The organism is Exiguobacterium sp. AT1b (assembly GCF_000023045.1).
Lineage (GTDB): Bacteria > Bacillota > Bacilli > Exiguobacteriales > Exiguobacteriaceae > Exiguobacterium.
The window spans coordinates 133522-151093 of sequence record NC_012673.1 but is presented as its reverse complement, the minus strand read 5'-3'; the positions used below and the strand labels follow the sequence as shown (position 1 = coordinate 151093).

At 47.4% G+C, this 17572-nt stretch carries 18 protein-coding genes; 3 read left to right on the top strand and 15 right to left on the bottom strand.

What is annotated here, in order from left to right; translation table 11 throughout:
* Nucleotides 1-10: 10 nt before the first annotated feature.
* Together EAT1B_RS00865 and EAT1B_RS00860 are read right to left on the bottom strand one after the other, a co-directional pair.
* Nucleotides 11-499: a GNAT family N-acetyltransferase gene (locus EAT1B_RS00865; protein ID WP_012726226.1), complete on the bottom strand. Its 489-nt coding sequence runs from the start codon at nucleotides 497-499 to the stop codon at nucleotides 11-13.
* 74 nt (nucleotides 500-573) lie between these two features.
* On the bottom strand, nucleotides 574-1008 hold the full coding sequence (locus tag EAT1B_RS00860; RefSeq protein WP_041917890.1) for an OsmC family protein: 435 nt from the start codon (nucleotides 1006-1008) through the stop codon (nucleotides 574-576).
* Between the two features lie 103 nt (nucleotides 1009-1111).
* On the opposite strand from EAT1B_RS00860, the gene cls reads away from it, so the two are divergent.
* Complete coding sequence (cls, locus tag EAT1B_RS00855; RefSeq protein WP_012726224.1) at nucleotides 1112-2557, top strand: cardiolipin synthase; 1446 nt, start codon at nucleotides 1112-1114, stop codon at nucleotides 2555-2557.
* A gap of 117 nt (nucleotides 2558-2674) precedes the next feature.
* Here the strand turns inward: cls and tnpB are convergent, their stop codons facing one another.
* Nucleotides 2675-3763: an IS200/IS605 family element RNA-guided endonuclease TnpB gene (gene tnpB / locus EAT1B_RS00850; protein WP_012726223.1), complete on the bottom strand. Its 1089-nt coding sequence runs from the start codon at nucleotides 3761-3763 to the stop codon at nucleotides 2675-2677.
* Nucleotides 3764-4016: 253 nt separating this feature from the next.
* A complete protein-coding gene (locus tag EAT1B_RS00845; protein ID WP_012726222.1) occupies nucleotides 4017-5990 on the bottom strand; it encodes a methyl-accepting chemotaxis protein in 1974 nt (657 codons plus the stop codon).
* Between the two features lie 234 nt (nucleotides 5991-6224).
* Between EAT1B_RS00845 and EAT1B_RS00840 the strand changes: the two genes are divergently transcribed.
* The gene (locus tag EAT1B_RS00840; RefSeq protein WP_012726221.1) at nucleotides 6225-6860 is read left to right on the top strand and encodes a peroxiredoxin-like family protein; all 636 of its coding nucleotides are present in this window, start codon (nucleotides 6225-6227) and stop codon (nucleotides 6858-6860) included.
* Nucleotides 6861-7201: 341 nt separating this feature from the next.
* On the opposite strand, the gene EAT1B_RS00835 is transcribed toward EAT1B_RS00840, so the two are convergent.
* The 4 genes from EAT1B_RS00835 to EAT1B_RS00820 all read right to left on the bottom strand — a co-directional run bounded on the left by EAT1B_RS00835 (nucleotide 7202) and on the right by EAT1B_RS00820 (nucleotide 9888).
* Nucleotides 7202-7849 (bottom strand): alpha/beta family hydrolase, encoded by a 648-nt coding sequence (locus tag EAT1B_RS00835; protein WP_012726219.1) that lies wholly within the window; start codon nucleotides 7847-7849, stop codon nucleotides 7202-7204.
* Between the two features lie 9 nt (nucleotides 7850-7858).
* Nucleotides 7859-8614, bottom strand: coding sequence for a UMP kinase (gene pyrH, locus EAT1B_RS00830; protein ID WP_012726218.1), 756 nt, complete (start codon nucleotides 8612-8614; stop codon nucleotides 7859-7861).
* 175 nt (nucleotides 8615-8789) lie between these two features.
* Complete coding sequence (locus EAT1B_RS00825; protein WP_012726217.1) at nucleotides 8790-9398, bottom strand: VOC family protein; 609 nt, start codon at nucleotides 9396-9398, stop codon at nucleotides 8790-8792.
* Nucleotides 9399-9435: 37 nt separating this feature from the next.
* Nucleotides 9436-9888 carry a VOC family protein gene (locus EAT1B_RS00820; RefSeq protein WP_012726216.1) on the bottom strand — a complete coding sequence of 151 codons (453 nt, stop codon included), beginning with the start codon at nucleotides 9886-9888 and terminating at the stop codon, nucleotides 9436-9438.
* Between the two features lie 274 nt (nucleotides 9889-10162).
* On the opposite strand from EAT1B_RS00820, the gene EAT1B_RS00815 reads away from it, so the two are divergent.
* Entirely contained in the window at nucleotides 10163-10807 is a 645-nt protein-coding gene (locus tag EAT1B_RS00815) for a bifunctional 2-polyprenyl-6-hydroxyphenol methylase/3-demethylubiquinol 3-O-methyltransferase UbiG (RefSeq protein ID WP_237708256.1), read from the top strand.
* Nucleotides 10808-10879: 72 nt separating this feature from the next.
* On the opposite strand, the gene EAT1B_RS00810 is transcribed toward EAT1B_RS00815, so the two are convergent.
* From EAT1B_RS00810 to EAT1B_RS00780, 7 genes are all read right to left on the bottom strand, one after another.
* Nucleotides 10880-11401 (bottom strand): GNAT family N-acetyltransferase, encoded by a 522-nt coding sequence (locus EAT1B_RS00810; protein ID WP_012726215.1) that lies wholly within the window; start codon nucleotides 11399-11401, stop codon nucleotides 10880-10882.
* Nucleotides 11402-11542: 141 nt separating this feature from the next.
* Nucleotides 11543-13453, bottom strand: coding sequence for a PTS fructose transporter subunit IIABC (locus tag EAT1B_RS00805; protein WP_012726214.1), 1911 nt, complete (start codon nucleotides 13451-13453; stop codon nucleotides 11543-11545).
* On the bottom strand, nucleotides 13450-14379 hold the full coding sequence (gene pfkB, locus EAT1B_RS00800; RefSeq protein WP_012726213.1) for a 1-phosphofructokinase: 930 nt from the start codon (nucleotides 14377-14379) through the stop codon (nucleotides 13450-13452). Before pfkB ends, EAT1B_RS00805 begins: the two co-directional genes overlap by 4 nt.
* Nucleotides 14376-15119 carry a DeoR/GlpR family DNA-binding transcription regulator gene (locus EAT1B_RS00795; protein WP_012726212.1) on the bottom strand — a complete coding sequence of 248 codons (744 nt, stop codon included), beginning with the start codon at nucleotides 15117-15119 and terminating at the stop codon, nucleotides 14376-14378. The genes pfkB and EAT1B_RS00795 overlap by 4 nt, the downstream gene beginning before the upstream one ends.
* A gap of 135 nt (nucleotides 15120-15254) precedes the next feature.
* On the bottom strand, nucleotides 15255-16169 hold the full coding sequence (locus tag EAT1B_RS00790) for an alpha/beta hydrolase (RefSeq protein WP_012726211.1): 915 nt from the start codon (nucleotides 16167-16169) through the stop codon (nucleotides 15255-15257).
* Between the two features lie 85 nt (nucleotides 16170-16254).
* Nucleotides 16255-17100 carry a hypothetical protein gene (locus EAT1B_RS00785; RefSeq protein WP_012726210.1) on the bottom strand — a complete coding sequence of 282 codons (846 nt, stop codon included), beginning with the start codon at nucleotides 17098-17100 and terminating at the stop codon, nucleotides 16255-16257.
* Between the two features lie 30 nt (nucleotides 17101-17130).
* Complete coding sequence (locus tag EAT1B_RS00780) at nucleotides 17131-17439, bottom strand: hypothetical protein (protein WP_012726209.1); 309 nt, start codon at nucleotides 17437-17439, stop codon at nucleotides 17131-17133.
* Nucleotides 17440-17572: the final 133 nt, after the last annotated feature.

Here is a 17572-nt window from a genome sequence, read left to right as displayed (position 1 = left end):
CTAATGACCCTTATGCACTCATGCTCTCATCTAATCTGTACTCGAACGTATTGTACCCGTTTCGTGAATCGACAAAGACGAAACCGAAACGTGGATAGTAATCATTTAGAAATTCATTGTCAGCGACACAATCAAGACGAATTGGTTCCTCTTCATCGGCTTCCTCTAAGACATGCTCCATGAGTTGCTGTCCGACACCTTGCCCTTTTAGTTTTTCGCTGACGACGATTCGATGGATATATTGTCCACGCTCACTGTCGTCCCATAAGTGATCATCCCACTCATCTGGAGGTAACAATGCGATTGAAGCTAAAATTTGTTGGTCATCTTCAAAGACATATACACTGCCTTCAGCAATGTCAGTGCGCACACGCTTTACGAGGTCCTGTTCCAAATATTCGGTCCATTGGTCGCTTCCTTGTTCATTTAGCACTACGGCTCGTTGTTCGATTAGGTTCGCGATGTGTTTAGCATCGCGCTTCGTCGCGAGTCGAATCATAACGTCCTCCTTTAGTTATACAGTATTTGAAATACAAATATAACGGAGAACAACATGCCTTTCAACCATCCTGCTCACTCGCCAAAATCAAATGGAGTGACGTCTCCATCGTTCAATTGATAACTATACGTCAACGTTGCATTAAGGCTATGCGATACGGAACAATAACGCTCAACGGACAATTCGATGGCTCGTCGGACTCGTTCTTCCGATAACTCGCCTTTCAGGATATACAAGATGTGAATGGCTGTAAAGCGTTTCGGATGATCGGTCGCCCGCAACCCATCGATTTTCATTTCGAATGCTTCAATTGGCTGGCGCATCTTATGCAGAATCGACACGATATCGATTCCTGTACAGGATGCGGTCGCGTGAAGCAACATTTCTGTCGGACGAGGGCCTGTATCAAGCCCACCGACATCATCCGCCGCATCAAGGATTACCGTGTGTCCTGATGGCGTATGTGTTTCAAACGCCATCCCTTTCTTCCATACGACTTCCATGTTCATCATCTTCTCCCCCTATTTCATTTGATAGCATCCTATTCCCTCATTTGATGTATGATTAAGCTATGAATCGATTATAAAGGGGTGTATGTCGTTGGATTGGTCTATGATTTTCAGTTGGGGACTTTATATCGTCCTCGGGTTAAACATGTTGTTCGCACTCGCCGTCATCTTCGCCGAAAGACGTGACGTCGGCGCGACCTGGGCCTGGCTTCTTGTCCTGTTTTTCTTACCAGTGCTCGGCTTTATCGTCTATCTCTTCCTAGGGCGACAACTTAAAAAGGATAACTTCTATAATTTAAGTGTAGAAGAACGTTCCTTCCATTCGCTTCAAGTCGAAGCGCAACTTGAACAAATTCATACGCGCCAAACCCAGCTCGCGCAGCCGCTGTTTGAAAAGTATGACCAACTGCTTCAAATGAACTTACGATCTTCTAAATCGTTGATCAGTGTACATAACCGTTCCCTCATCTTGCACGACGGCGAACAAAAGTTTAAAGCGTTGATGGATGACATTCGCTCGGCCGAGACGGAGATCAATATTCAATATTACATCATCCAGCGTGACGCTCTCGGTCAGGCACTGTTGAAAGAGTTGATCGAGCGTGCGAAAGCCGGCGTCAAAGTTCGACTCCTTTACGATGCGGTCGGCTCACGTAGTCTTCGGAACTCGGACTTTAAAGAGTTGATTGCGAACGATGGCGAGGTGCGCGTCTTCTTCCCACCGACACTCGGGATCATCAACTTCAAGTTGAACAACCGAAATCACCGAAAGGTCGTCATCATCGATGGGAAAATCGGCTATGTCGGTGGATTCAATGTCGGTACCGAGTATTTAGGTTTAGTCGAAAAATTTGGCTATTGGCGTGACACGCACCTGCGTGTCGAAGGAGATGTCGTTTACAATTTACAACACCGATTCATATTGGACTGGAATTATTCTGGTCACCGTAAACATGATCCTGAAAATGCCTTCTGCTTTGCGCGACATGACATTAAAGAAAATTCTCCGATGCAAATCGTCACGAGTGGACCAAACTCGGATACGGAACATTTGAAGAATATGATGATCAAGATGATCATGTCCGCCAAACGACGGGTCGTCATTCAAACGCCATACTTCATTCCAGATACAAGCTTTATGGACGCTTGCAAAATGGCACTCCATTCTGGCGTTCAGATGGATATCATGATCCCTGGAAAACCGGACCATCCATTCGTCATGTGGGCGTCCCTCTCGTTCCTTGGGGAACTCCTCGACTACGGGGCAAACGTCTATCTGTATGATGAAGGGTTTCTCCACGCGAAGACGCTCGTCGTCGATGATGAGATCGCGACCGTCGGGACGACAAATTTGGACGCTCGAAGCTTCCGTCTCAATTTTGAAGTGAACGCACTCATCTATGATGAGAGGGTCGCCCTCGAACTCGTTTCGTTATTCGAGACCGACACTGCGGTCAGTCGCACCTATACAGTGGAAGACTATGAATCCCGTAAATGGACGGTGCGCGCCCGTGAAGGGGTGTCACGCCTTCTTAGTCCGATCCTGTGAACTACTCACCACTTATTTGCTTCGCAAATGGAAGGGGGAGCTTCTTGGGAAGACCGTGCTCTCACTAGCCACGGTTATGGACCAAGCTCGTCGGGCAGTCCCTGCCCTGAAGGATTGTCAGTCGGCCAGCCTCAACAGGTTGATGCTCGCGTTGATGTCACGATCATGATGCGCGCCACAGGCACATGTCCATTCACGGACATTCATCGTCTTCCTCTGACCTTTCTCACCACAAGAAGAACAGATCTGCGTCGATGCGAACCATTGATCCGCCTTGATGAGCGTCCGTCCGTAGAAGTTTGATTTGTATTCGAGTTGACGGACGAACTCGTACCAACTGACGTCCCCGATGGACTTCGCTACCTTATGGTTTTGCATCATGTCCTTCGACTTCAATGTCTCCACGACGATGACTTGGTTCTCGTCAACGATCCGTCTCGACAGTTTGTGAAGGAAGTCCTTGCGTTGGTTGGCGATTTTCTCGTGTCTCTTGGCGAGGATCAGCCTGGCTTTTTCACGATTCTTGCTTCCGATTTTCTTTCGCGACAGCGCCCGTTGCGCCTTCTTGACCTTCGCTTCGGATTTTCGGAGAAAGCGTGGGTTTTCGATCTTCTCCGAGACCATCTCGTCGTTCGTCATGACGGCGAAGTGCTCCAAACCGAGATCGATCCCGACCTTGTTCTCGGCTGGAATCCATGGTGCATCGTCCTGTTTGACGAGGATGGAGACAAAAAACTTGCCCGTCCTCGTCATCGACACCGTCGCCGACCGGATGACGCCCTCGAACGGGCGATGTTGTGTGAACCGCACGAACCCGACCTTCGGCAGACGGACCTTGCCCGCCTCGATACGGATCGTACCGTGCTGGTTGTTCGTCGTGTAGGAGGCGCGCGACCGCCGTCTTGATTTGAAGGCCGGGAAGCCGCCCATCCCGGCGAAGAACTTCGCGAACGCGGTGTCGAGGTTCAGCTTCGCGTTCGCGAGCGCGAGGCTGTCCGCCTCGGCGAGGAACGGGAAGAGGGGCTTGTAGGAGGCGGGTGTCGCCGGTTTCCGTCTCGTTCCGCTCCCCGCCTTCGCCTCCTCGCGGATGGCGATCCGGTCCTCGAGCAGCTTGTTGTAGATGAAGCGTGTGCAGCCGATCGTCCGGACCAAGAAATCGGCCTGTGCCGGCGTCGGATGGAGCCTGTATGTGTAGCCTTTCAGCATGTCCGTCCATCCTCCCTTCAGAAGATTGTGATGTGTCCTCCTCATCCGATACCCGCGGGGGGGGGGGAGAATCTGACGTAATCACGAACTTTTGTTCGTGATATCTGTCACAGGGAGAGAAGACGTTTGGATCGGGCGATTCATCCCCCACCTACGCCGGGCTTCGCCCCGAGACGCTTAGAGAAGGGAGAATTCTCGCCTACTTTTGTTAAAAAAACATGAGGCAGAGCGCTCCGCTCTGCCTCATTGTCGTTTACAGTTTGAACCGCGAGACGAGGTCTTGTAACTCCTCGGCCATGGTCGCAAGTGCTTTTGCTGACTGTGATACTTCTTCAATCGATCTCAATTGATCATCGGTCGTCGCCGCCACTTGCTTCGAGACGCTCGAATTCTCATCGGCGATGTCGGCGATTTGTGATGCCGTCGCTGCCACTTCCTGAACGTTCGCCGCAATTTCCTCGACGGTTGCGGTCACGTCTTCAATCCGTGGTGTCATCGCCACTGTCCGCTCCTTGATTTTCTCGAATCGGTCTGCTGTCATCTCAGATGACGCCAACCCGGCTTTCGTATGAGTAGATACTTCCTGCATCAACTGTACAGACTGTTCCGTCTCATGCTTGATTCGATCAATCAACGCCGCAATTTGTTTCGTCGACTGTTGTGACTGTTCTGCGAGTTTACGCACCTCGCTCGCAACGACCGCGAATCCTTTGCCGTTCTCACCCGCACGTGCCGCTTCAATGGCAGCGTTCAAGGCTAACAAATTCGTCTGTTCAGCGATTCCATTGATGACCGTGACGATTTCTCCAATTTCGTTTGAGCGATGTGCCAATGAGTGAATGACACCCTCGAATGTCACGACAGATGCATCGATCGCCTGCATCTGCTTCACGTTCTCTTTCACGGTCGTCGAACCGTCTTCCGCTTCATTCGAGGTTTCGCGTGAAAGTTCAGAAACGTCCATTGAACTCTCTGAGATTCGCATGATGCCCGATGTGATCGCTTGGAGCGATGTCGCATTGTCGTCGAGTTGTCGCTTCGAGCCATCGGCGCTGACTGCCATTTGATCAACTGCGCGAGCAATCTGTTCCGATGAGGCCGTATTGTGTGCCGAATTGGCCATCAATTCTTGTGACGATGCGGCAACTTGACTGATTGAATCATCGAGACGGAGTAATACCATTCGAAGTGAATCGCTCATTTCGTTAAAACTCTCTGAGACACGCCCGATTTCGTCGTTTGATAAGACGGTGATCGGCTCTGTTAAATCACCTGATTTGATCCGTTCTGCCCCCTCTGTCAATAAACGCAACGGACGTAAGATTGAACGGAGGACAAAGTAGAGAAGAATGGCTGCAATCCCGAACATCCCGATGATGACGAATCCAGTTGTCCAAAGAATGCCGACTGTCTCGTCTTGAATCTCACCGTCATATAACGTTCCGGCAATTTTCCATCCGGTGATGGGGTTCGTCACGAATGCCTTCTCCACACCTTCCCCATTCTCCGATGCAGACAGGGTCCCTTCTTCCTTGGCAAAGAGCGATTCTGTCCAAGATTCATCAATCTTTTCACCGACAGCCGTCGACGGATGAATGACGACTTGTTCGGCCTGGTCGAAGATGGCAACGTATCCTTCTTTCCCGATTTGAATGGTGGACGCCACTTCAGCGATATCGTTCACATCGACGTCTACAGCCACTACACCACGACCGTCTGAAGTCTTCTTCGAAACCGTGATCATCATTTTTTGAGAGGCGGCATCGACGTACGGATTCGTGATGGCAACATCCTGTCCACTTGCTTCAGCCGCTTCATACCATGGACGAGTCCGTGGGTCATATCCTTCTGGCAATTCCTGTTCAGGATAGATCGTCATCGCGCCTTCTGCTGAAGCAAAGTAGATGTTCGTCACTTTTGGATGTGTCTCCAAATACTCGGTAAACTTCTCTGCTAACGCTTGATTCGCTTCTCCCTCTTCATAGATTGAACCATCAATCCGATTTGCAAAAAATGAGATGTCCGTTTGAATCGGTTCGATGAGGTTTGTGACCTCGTTGTTCATCCGGTCTACCCCCGAATTGGCGGACTGGATCATTTGAGATTCGATTTTACCTTTCGCCTGCGAATAGGCGACGATTCCAATCAATGTGGCTGGAATAAGTAATAATAGAACGGATAAGACAATTAACTTTTGCTTGATACTAATCGTACGCTTCTGTTTCATAAAACATCTCCTTACCCCGAATAAAATGTTCAAGCGAGTTCGATGAGTCGAATCTCCCTTGGGTTACTCACCATATCGGTCAAAAGTCATCTCATATGAAGAGTTGATTGAATTATTCGAAAATTATTTTTCGGAATTTGAAATGGAGTTTCACCGTTGTGTTTGATTGAACAAATCAAACTATTCGTATTTACCAATAAATTGAGTTACCATATCGGAAAAGGGGGTCAAAGCATGAATTCATTATTGGAAGAAATCAAATCGTATAAAGATCAGTTTAAACAAAAGGCACCTGCCGAGAAGCAACGATTGATGGCTCAGGCGACTCAAGAATTGAAAGATTCAGGAATCGCATCAGGGTTAACAGTTGGAGATCAAGCGCCGTCGTTTGAATTGCCTCACGCGGACGGGACAACCGTCAATTTGAAAACGCTCCTTGAAAATGGACCAGTCATCGTCACATTTTACCGAGGTGGATGGTGCCCATACTGTAACCTCGAGCTCCGCGCTTACCAGCGCGAGTTGGCAACGATTCAAGAAAAAGGCGCGACTCTTGTCGCGATCAGTCCGGAAACGCCGGATTATTCCCTTTCGACGAAAGAAAAGAATGAACTTGATTTTTATGTATTGAGTGATGTTGATAATATTGTCGCACGTCAATTCGACCTCGTCTTTGACATACCAGATTACTTGATTGATATTTATAAAGCATCTGGACTAAATGTCGATGCACATAACGGGAACGAGGATTGGCAGTTGCCGAAACCGGCCACGTTCATCATCCAATCTGATGGAACGATTTCGTTCAGTGATGTGCCTGCTGACTATACAGAACGTGTCGACCCGAAAACGGTTATTGAAAAATTGTAAAAAAAGGAGATGACACGCGTCATCTCAGCTTGTTGACAAATAACATGTTCGAACTCGTCCTTCCGGCGCCCACGCTTTCCGCAGGCAATCCCGGAGCCGCATCGCGACTCAAGAGTCGCTGCTGGGTCTCCGTCGGATTGCTTTCCTGCAGGAGTCGGGGCGCCGTGGGACGAGTCACACAAATGGTCGCCAGCTATGGTGGCCATTTGTCTTGTTCTGAAGCCTTGACGGCCGAAAGTCAGATACAAACTTCGAACCGTTTAAAAGAGGAAAATGAGTAGGTAAACTCCACGCCACAGATAATCGCAGTCGCCTTGTGAGACTCCCCACCGGTCCACTACCTATGAGGAGATGATAAATTGCTCCACTCGCTTGAGAAGTGTTTCAAGTAGCCGAAGTGACTGGTATGTGTTACCTGTGTACTCGAGACTGTGATTCATCTGCTCGATAATCTCGAGTTCAGTCAATGCCAGATGTTCAAGATGCTGGATTCGTTCCAGTACATAATGTTGGTCCGCCGTTCCTATGAGAATCATCTGTTGTCCTTTATGAGACTGGATCGCTTCGTATATGTCGTCTCGTTTCAACAAAGGTGTCAACCAAACCAGTTTGGCATCATGAAACGCGTTTCGGGTGAGTTCACTTGCCATCGCAACCGTACCGAGCGATTTTCCGACGATGGTGTAGCTTCGAACGGAATCAGTATGTAGGATTTGATTGATGACGAGTCGAACATCATCAACAATTGCCTTATTTACATCGACTGAATCGTACCGCTCGTCGCGATAGTTATAGTTGACTTCGAGAACGTTCAACCCATTCTCTAAGCATAATGCAGTCGTATAGCGAAACATTGGAGAATCATTTGAATATCCGTATCCGGGCAACAAAATCACGAGTGTGTCTGATGACGATTCAGGTTGCAAGTACGAATACGATACAGGAATTCCGTTTGTCCCAATGACGTGACCATCTGTTACTTCATACATGCTGTCTCCTCAATTCTGCAAGAGCTGCGTTTCATGGTGATGAATCATCGTCCCAATGCTCTCTCCTTCGAGAATACGATGAATGGCGTTCCGCTCCTTGAAGTCGAACAAGTGGATCGGCAAACCGTGATCTCTCGCGAGAAGCAATGCCGATTGATCCATCACTTTCAAATCATTCGAAATGACATCGTTATAGCGAAGGGTTTCAAATTGACGAGCGTCCGAATCCAAACGAGGATCGCGGTCATATACGCCGGAGACACCGTTCTTTGCCACGAACAAAGCATCACATCCCACTTCGATGGCACGCTGAACAGCAGGATAGTCTGAAGAGACGAACGGTTGACCGTTACCGCCTGCAAAAATGACGATATATCCTTTTTTCAAATGATTGATGGCTCGAAGTTGAATGTATGGCTCGGCTACGCTCGGCATTGGAATCGATGTCATGACACGCACTTCTCGAGTCGTATCTCGTTTCAAGATTCCACGTAGCATCAATGAATTCATGAACGTCCCGAGCGTCCCAATACTGTCAGCCTCCACTCGATTGATTCCCCACGCTTCTGCTTGATTCCCTCGAAAGAGATTTCCCCCGCCGACCATGACACATACTTCAACCCCGCTTTTTGCGAGTGACAATATTTCTTCAGCTATCAGACTGAAACTCATTTCGTCAAAATTATCCGTTCCATCCCCGGCTAGAGCGGCTCCACTTAACTTGATACAAATTTTCCGGTGCTTCAACGTCTCCCGACCCTTCATTTGGAATTTTTTGTTCAATTCAGTATAGAGGAGATTGTTTGATTGAACAACAGTATTCCATTTTGATTCAAAGGGACATTTTTTCGTATTCATTGTAAGTCTCCTCAAACATATAAAGTCCACCAATCTCTTCATCAATAAACGTATATGATGAAAATCTGTGTCTTGATTCTGCTTATCCCTCAATAATCTGGGTGACTTGAACACCATTTGGATCATTTACACGGAGGGCTCGATCACTCACAAGGTTCACATGGGTCAGCCTCGAATGGTTTGATTCGGATACGATGATTTCTGAGACCGGGCGACCGAATAATCGTTGTAACATTTCTTCAAGACCTTTTCGCTTTGTCTCCACACTTAATTGTAGAACACGATTCTCGGAACGTGATTGGACAGCATCCAAGTGCTCCTGAAGTTCGATACGAAATCCGTATGGTGTATGAATGAACGTTCTTCGTACATTTGACTGAACCGTCAATCCTATTTCCTCTGCTCGTTCTAACACATTCACTTTTTCCTCTTTAGATATGAGAAAACCAATATGGTCGAACATCACTTTTTTCCCGTAACCGAACGTGATATTTGTCGCGCCCCGCTTCATTTCTATGATTCTAAATTGAATGGACTGCTCCCTAAAATCGTCCCAGTCGAGAGGAGGATCAAAAGATTCGAATTCTCCATCTTTCTTTCCGATTCGTTGGGTCACTTGAAATCCTAGACTCGCATAAAATTTCTCCGTTTCTTCGACATGTGGTGTCCATACATGATAATGGAATAGCATATTCTCTCCCCTTTATTGAATCAATTATGTACATTCTTTATTTTTTTAACCACTCTTCGTACGGAATCACATTAGCAGTCTCTACTGCGTTTGTTCCTATCAACTTGATGAGTTCAATCGAATTTCCGTCCGGGTCCTCAAAGTAAATGGCCGCATGCTCGTATGGGGCATTCGGAAGGACGAGTGGTTGCTGTTCCGGTGTCATCTTGAACGCAGTACGAATTTCAATTCCCTGATCCTCAAGCCATGCTTTGATCGCATCCAAATCCTGCTCCTCGATTCGAAAAGCGATGTGTCGGATTGATGGATGATACGGTAAATCGACTTGACCAGATTTCCATAGCCCAATCCAGCTCTCCCCTTTCATAATCCAAAGGAAAGCCAATTTCTCATTTTGGAATGCCAACTCTAATCCTAATTTCTCATAAAATCGAATTGAGTCAGTTAAATCACTCACCGGCAAGTGCGCCTCGTATATTCCTTTAATCATTCACCGTATCCTCACTTCTACATTTATATTCATCTATATCTGTCCTTACTAGACATAGATTTATTGACAATTTCCCATTGTAAAATTATTATAGATAATTCCATTATAGAAATAGAATTGGATAATAGCTTGCTTGACGAATCGATACGAGAGAAGAGGAGGATGAAACACTATGAATGAGCAAAGTCGTATAAACAAACAGGCATGGGAATATCGCGCCTATGAATTTTAGTGTAATCGAGACGGAACACCGTCAGAAAAATCAATCGAGATTTTGAAAGACCCTAAAAGAAGTTTGAAAAAACACCGTGAGTACTTTGATGACGTCAAAGGGCTGAACATCGCAAACATCTGTGGATCGAATGGAAGAAGGGCGGTACCGCTAGCAATCCTCGGGGCTGACGTGACCATCTTTGACCTGTCAGAGGAAAATAAACGATATGCACTAGAACTCGCAGATTGCTCAAATACGACAATTGAATACATAGTTGGAGATATTTTTGATATCGATGTAAAGAAGTATCAACAGCATTTCGACCTTCTCTATTTAGAGGGGGGAATCTTACATTACTTCCATGACCTTGATCAATTGATGAATATTTTATTTTCCATATTAAAAATTGGCGGTAAATTAATTTTGAGTGACTATCACCCAATCAAGACATGCATCACGCCTGAATCCATCTATATCCCTAAGTATTTTAATCGTGAGTCTTTTCAAGATGATCTTTCCTATAAACAATTTTTCGCCCTCGATGAGCAACATAACTTCCCATCCGTAACCTTAAGTCATCACACGTTGAGTGACATCATCAATTCTGTTATTTCAGTTGGTTTCAGATTGCAACGATTTGATGAACATAGAGGATGGGATGGTGAAAATATCCCGTGGGAGTTCACGATGTTAGCGAAAAAGTAACCGTCATTTCTCTAGAATCAAGTATCAGAAAACGCAAAAAAAAGACCGTAGAACATTCTACAGTCTCTAAGCTCAGGCTCCCATGATGGAGTCGTGACGGGTCGTTTCCCATCCATACGCTACTTCGCGGAGCATCAATTCGCCAAATTCTCGATCTTTCTGGTCGATGACCTGCCCTTGTTTTCGCTCATAAAAAGTACGAAACGGATTCATCTCAAGCGCCCAGATCAGGAGTCCTGCCTCACACATCGATTGCACGGCATGCTCAAGGAGAGCGGACCCGATTCCGTTCCCTTGATGGTTCTCTAAAATATAAATAGCATACACTTCATTCGTGTGGTCTGGATACTCTCCTGTCCGCTCTTCTCCGTAAAGAACGAAGCCCACGATTTCGTCCTCGACAATCGCCACAAAGCCGGCTACTTCTTGCCGACGAAGGGCGGTCCGCAAGCGTTCTGCCCATTCGATGGAGCCGGATGATACTTTTAGCAAATACTCAGTCGGTACGATCCCCCGATAGGTCGTACGCCACCCGTTCACACGCACTCTCGCAATCCCATACACATCATCTGGTTTGGCGACCCGAATGTCCAATGTGACCCCCTCCTCACCCGAAGCTTTACAAATAGTTTACCACAAATCCCCAACTTGCAATCCGAGATTATGTGAATTTTGCACGGACATCGACAACAAAAAAGACGTCACCTCTGGATAAAGGCGACGTCTCTTCTCACGTTATGCAACTTCTTTAGATTGGACTGGTGTCGATGTTGTTAACGGTTTTTTCAAGAACGAGAGGAGCAATGCTCCGACCACCGCACCTGCCAAGATGGCGAGTGCATAGAGACCCATACTCACCGCGACGTTTCCAGCTCCTTCAAGAAGTGGGAAGACGAAGATCCCACCGTGTGGCGCTGGTAATTGAATCGTGAAGAATGCGGATAATCCGCCTGCAATGGCAGATCCGAGAATCGCTGATGGAAGAACGCGAATCGGGTCCGCAGCCGCGAATGGGATCGCCGCTTCCGTGATGAACGAGGCTCCCATGATATAAGCAGTTTTTCCTGCTTCGCGCTCTTGTTTCGAGAACTTTTGACGAGCGAAGACTGTTGATGCGAGTGCGACAAGGAGTGGTGGTACCATCCCTCCAGCCATGACGGCTGCCATGACTTCTTGGTTACCCGCTGTAAGTGCTGCCGTACCGAAGACGTACGCTGTCTTGTTGATCGGACCACCCATATCGACTGCCATCATCCCACCGACGATGACTCCTAAAAGGATAGCGTTCGCGCCACTCATGCTGTTCAACGTATCCATCAACCATGTCATGAGTGCTGCGATCGGTTCGTTTACGACGAGTAACATGATCATCCCGGAGATGAACGAGCCGAGTAACGGATACAAGAGGACTGGCTTGATCCCTTCAAGTGAAGCAGGCAATTTTGCGAGTGCTTTTTTCAAGAAGAGGACGACATAACCGGCCAAGAAACCGGCGATGAGACCGCCGAGGAATCCGGCGTTCCCTTGACTTGCAAGTACCCCTGCCACGAGACCTGGTGCGAGACCTGGGCGATCGGCAATCGACATCGCGATAAAACCGGCGAGAATCGGAACGAGGAAGCCGAATGCAGCTCCACCGATTGTCATCAATTGTGCAGCAAATTCATTGTAAGACGGATCATCCGGGTTTGCAGAGTTGATGCCCCAGAAGAAGCTGATGGCAATCAAGAGTCCACCTGCGACAACGAGTGGAAGCATCGCAGATACACCGCTCATCAAGTGCTTGTACACGCCTGTACGTTGTTCTTTCGAAGCACCACCTGATGTTTTCGAAGCCTCATATACCGGCGCATCTTGTTTCACCGCACGATTGATAAGTTCTTCAGGTTTCCGAATCCCTTGTGCGACCGGAACTTCGATGACTCGTTTACCAGCGAAACGATCCATTTCAACAGCCTTGTCCGCTGCGACGATGATCGCTGTCGCCCGGTCGATATCCGCGCGCGTCAATTCATTTTTTACACCAGTCGATCCGTTCGTTTCGACTTTAATATCGACGCCCATCGCTTCCGCTTTTTGCTTCAAGCTATCTGCTGCCATATACGTATGAGCGATTCCTGTCGGGCATGCCGTGACCGCTAAAATGAACGGTGCATCTTCATTCGTCTGTTTGACGACTTCCGGCTTCGCTTCTGCCGCTTCTTTTTCTTCGATGGCACGGATGACATCGCTTTCAGAAGTGGCTGCATAGAGACGCTCTTGGAATGCAGGGTCCATCAAGTAAACTGAAAGTTTAGAGAGTGTTTCAAGGTGTTCATTATTCGCGTTTTCTCCTGCCGCAATCATAAAGAAGAGGCGGCTCGGTTGTCCGTCTAACGCTTCGTAGTCGACGCCTTCCGAGCGACCGAATGCGATTGCTGGCGTTTTGACCGCACTCGTTTTCGCGTGAGGAATGGCAATCCCTTCTCCGAGGCCGGTCGTGCTCTCGCTTTCACGTTTTAGAATCGCATCGCGATAACCGTTGCGGTCGGATAGTTTACCAGCGCGATCGAGGACATCGACAAGTTCTTCGATGACCTCACGCTTAGAACTCGCGCGTAGATTCAATTGAATCGTGTCGCGTTGGAGCAAGTCCGTGATTTTCATGTTGTTTCCTCCATTCGTTTAAGTGGCGTAAGTTGTACTTGATCGATCAAGCGATCGATCTCTTGTTTTGAACATAGACCGAACGTATAAGCAGATGCGCTTCCTGTCGTGACCGCGTATCGAAATGCTTCTTGTTCACCTTTCCCTTTCACATTCGCGACAAATCCGGCGACGAGTGAATCTCCTGCACCAACCGAGTTCACGAGTTTCCCGACCGGTGTGTTCGCTGTGACGGCTCCGTCCTTGTTAACGAGTAGTGCCCCGTCTCCCGCAAAGGAGATGATGACGTTTTTCGCCCCGCGTTTGACGAGCTGTTCGGCATAAGGTAGAGCTTCTTCAAACGTTTCAATCTCGGTATCAAACAATTCACCTAATTCATGGTGGTTCGGTTTGATCATGAGTGGTTCAAGCGCGAGCACTTCGAGCATGGCGTCTTTCGTTGTATCGACGACAAAGTCGGCACCTTTTTCGCGAATCGATTCAGCAATGGTCCGATATAGCGAGTCTGGTAGGTTGCTCGGGATACTACCCGCGAGGACGACGATATCGCCTTCTTGAACTTGGTCGAACTTGGCCGTCAATTGTTCGAGCTCGCGCTCTGTGATATTCGGTCCGCTCGCATTCAGTTCTGTTTCCTCTTTCGCCCGAATCTTGACGTTGATCCGGGTGTTCCCATTCACCTCTACGAAATCGGTGTGTACACCGTGATGGACGAGTGACTTTTTAATGAAGTCACCGGTCGTCCCACCAATGAAACCAAGTGCCTTCGTTTCTTGTGCATATTCCCGAAGAACGATGGAGACGTTAATTCCTTTACCGCCTGCGCGCTCCGTCGTCTCTTCGATCCGGTTCACTTCTCCTAGATGTACTTCAGGTAATGTTACGTAGTAATCAATAGAAGGGTTGAGTGTTAACGTGTAAATCATTTCGCATTCACCACCTTTGTGATTGTTTGGATGGAACTCATTGACTCACTGCTTGATGTGATCAACTGTGCGGCATCTAACGTCGCGACTCGGCTGAACGTTCGTTTCCCGATCTTCGATGCGTCCGCGAGTACGAACGAGGTTTGTGCCAATTCGATTGCCGTTTTTTTGACAAGCGCTTCTTCTGGGTCCGGGGTCGTGTAACCCGCTTCAAGGTCGATTCCATTCATTCCGAGAAAGGCGAGGTCGACGCGATAATTCATCATGCTCTCCCGTGCGTTATACCCGACAAGTGCCTGAGTGGAACGCTTTAATTCTCCGCCAATCACAAACGTCTTAATATCAAGATCAAATAATTCATTCGCAATCGGTAGACTGTTTGTGACGACGACAATCTTTTTGCCTTGTAAAAACGGAACCATCGCCTGAGTGGTTGTACCGGCATCTAAATAAATCGACATCCCGTCTTCGATGAACGTTGCGGCCCTCCGTGCAATCGCAACTTTTTCATCTACGAACCGGTCTCGCTTTTCTTCAAATGTCGGTTCCTCATCTGGAGTCGCAATGAGTGTTGCGCCTCCGTGAACCCTTGCCAGATACCCTTCCGCTTCGAGGTCCGTCAAATCTCGACGAATCGTCGACTCGGATGAATCCGTCAAATCAACCAATTCTTTCAATTTGACGACCTTCTGTTCAGATAAGCGTTGCAAAATCAACTGATGTCGTTGTTTCGTTAACATCTTGTTCCCTCCATACGTCTAATATAAAGCGTTTTCATTATAAAAACAACTAAAATCATTCAAAAACATTCATTTTCATTCAACTTGTCACAATTATAACATAAAAAACGGTCAATAAATGACCGTTTTTCGAGTTTATGACTGTTTTTTTAACCATTCATCCAATTCTTGAACGAGTTTTGGATGAATCGGCGCATCGATTGCTTCTCGATACTCTTTATGCAGCGTGAGAAGCGAATGGGGTGACTCCCGTGTCACGAGCAGATGATTCATATCATCGATGATCGATGAGGTGACCTCCCCTTTTGTTTGAATCATATGGACGTGTTCGGGTGGGACTTGGACATCACGTCCCCCGGTAATCGCAAGAACCGGGACGGTCACATGCTCCAACCGCTCTCGGACGTCATAGGATGCATGTTCTCGAATCCATTTTGCATTTACGACTTGACCTCGATATTTGAAAGACGAGACGTTCGTCCGTAAAGAACGCTCTAACAAATCGTCCTGTCGTTGTCTGACCTTTTTGGCAACGCCCGTCAACCGATAGAAAAGACCTTTTATTCCCTTCACATGTTCGATGTCTTTAGCGAGTGCATCAGCTTGGTATAAGAACATCTGCTTGGACGATTCATGGAAACCGGAAAGTAAGATCAGTCCATCCGCCTTCGTCTCAAGTTGAACGGCAGGAGCAAGGACGGCCCCTTCACTATGACCAAGTAGATATAAGCGATTCACATCGGCCAATTGTCGAATGGTGCGTACGACAAGAATCGCATCGCTAATCAAGTCATGTAATCCGACTTTGTTGAAGTCTCCATCTGACTTCCCGATTCCTTGTTTGTCATATCGGAACACGTTATATCCATGGTCATACAACGCTTCTGCCAACTTGGCATACGTGTTAAAACCGACACCACCCATATTGCCGTCACGGTCACTCGGCCCACTTCCGCTCAACATGACAATCGTCGCCCGAGGCTCCTCATGGGAAAGAAAAGTTCCTGCAATCGTTCCATATGCTGTCGTAATCGTCATCTCTTGTTTCATCGTATCGCCTCCATTACTATCATACCCGAAACCGACATCTAAAAAAAATATGTCGCCGTCTTCTCAGACAGCGACAATGATTAGGTCAGTCAGTTAGCCAATCGTGCAGCCAATCGACCGCACCCGTTAATCCATCTTCCGACAGCCGTTCGAACGTATCTTTCTCCGTGAACACATGCCAGCTTCCTTCTAATGAGTCACTCAACATCAAATAAGGGATTCCTGCTTCATCGTAAGCGTCACCCGGTGAACTTGCCAACGAACGCACTTCTAGTTCAGCGAATGGCGCCCGTTCTAGTACTGGATAGAATTTCATCCCTTTCGTCCGAACGTATAGTGGACCATCACCAGTCCCAAGAATATCGAGCATGACGACCGTTTCCACTTTTTCTTTTTGTTCCCCTAGCCGTTCAAGGAAATCGTCACTCGCTTCTCTAGAGTCGCCGTTTCCATTCAAAAAGACATATCGAATCGTATAGTCTGGCATTTCCTCGTTCATCACCTGCATCAGATGATATAAGACCGTAGACGGACCGACGGCAGACAAATAATGGGCTCCGTGCCAGGAAGAATCGAGTCGTGACATGAGAATGATTTCCCGTTCCGATTTTCCTTGTTGGACAAACTCGACATATGGGATCTCTTCACGATAGGGTTTGACTCGAATCGTTTCCCCGTCCTTCAGTTGTTCAGCCGTATCCAAGTCTACCCCTGTACCATCTAACTTCATATAGGATGACGTGAACACGAAACCCGTCTCATATGGGTCGTCTTCATAAGGGGTGATCAGGTATCCTGCAGCTCCTGCAGATGCGAGCTCTGACAAGTACGCGTTCGCTTCCTGGTCATTCAAAACCTCACCTGCGTAATCGACGGTATACGCATCCTCGATGTTGTCATATGAAAACTTTGTTGTCGGTAAGACGACCACTTTTTCTTTTACATCCGGAATGTCTTGTCCTCACGTCATATGTAGAATCGTACCTTTGAACGGTTGATCAAACGTCATCGATGAAAACCCCTCATACATTTCGTCCTCCACTTCAATCTCAGTCCAGCCGGTTATCCGTTCTGTGTAAAGGAGGTTTCGGTCCATGTCGATAGGTAACTCGGTTCCGAATGATTCAAAAAAGTCGGCACTCTCCCAACTATCCGCATTTCGATCGACTGATGAAATATATTCCGCGGTCTCGAGCGGCATCGAATAAATTGGATTGAAGAAAAGAACAACTGTCGCGATTGAACGCAACAAACTAAACACGATGATCATGACACGATCTCCATTCATCAATAAATTGCTATGTATACCATTTTTTATTATATACAGCTATTTATGGTCTGACTATTCAATTTTTTATCAATTTAAATATAATTTTAGAAACTGAATGTCATATTCCGACCAC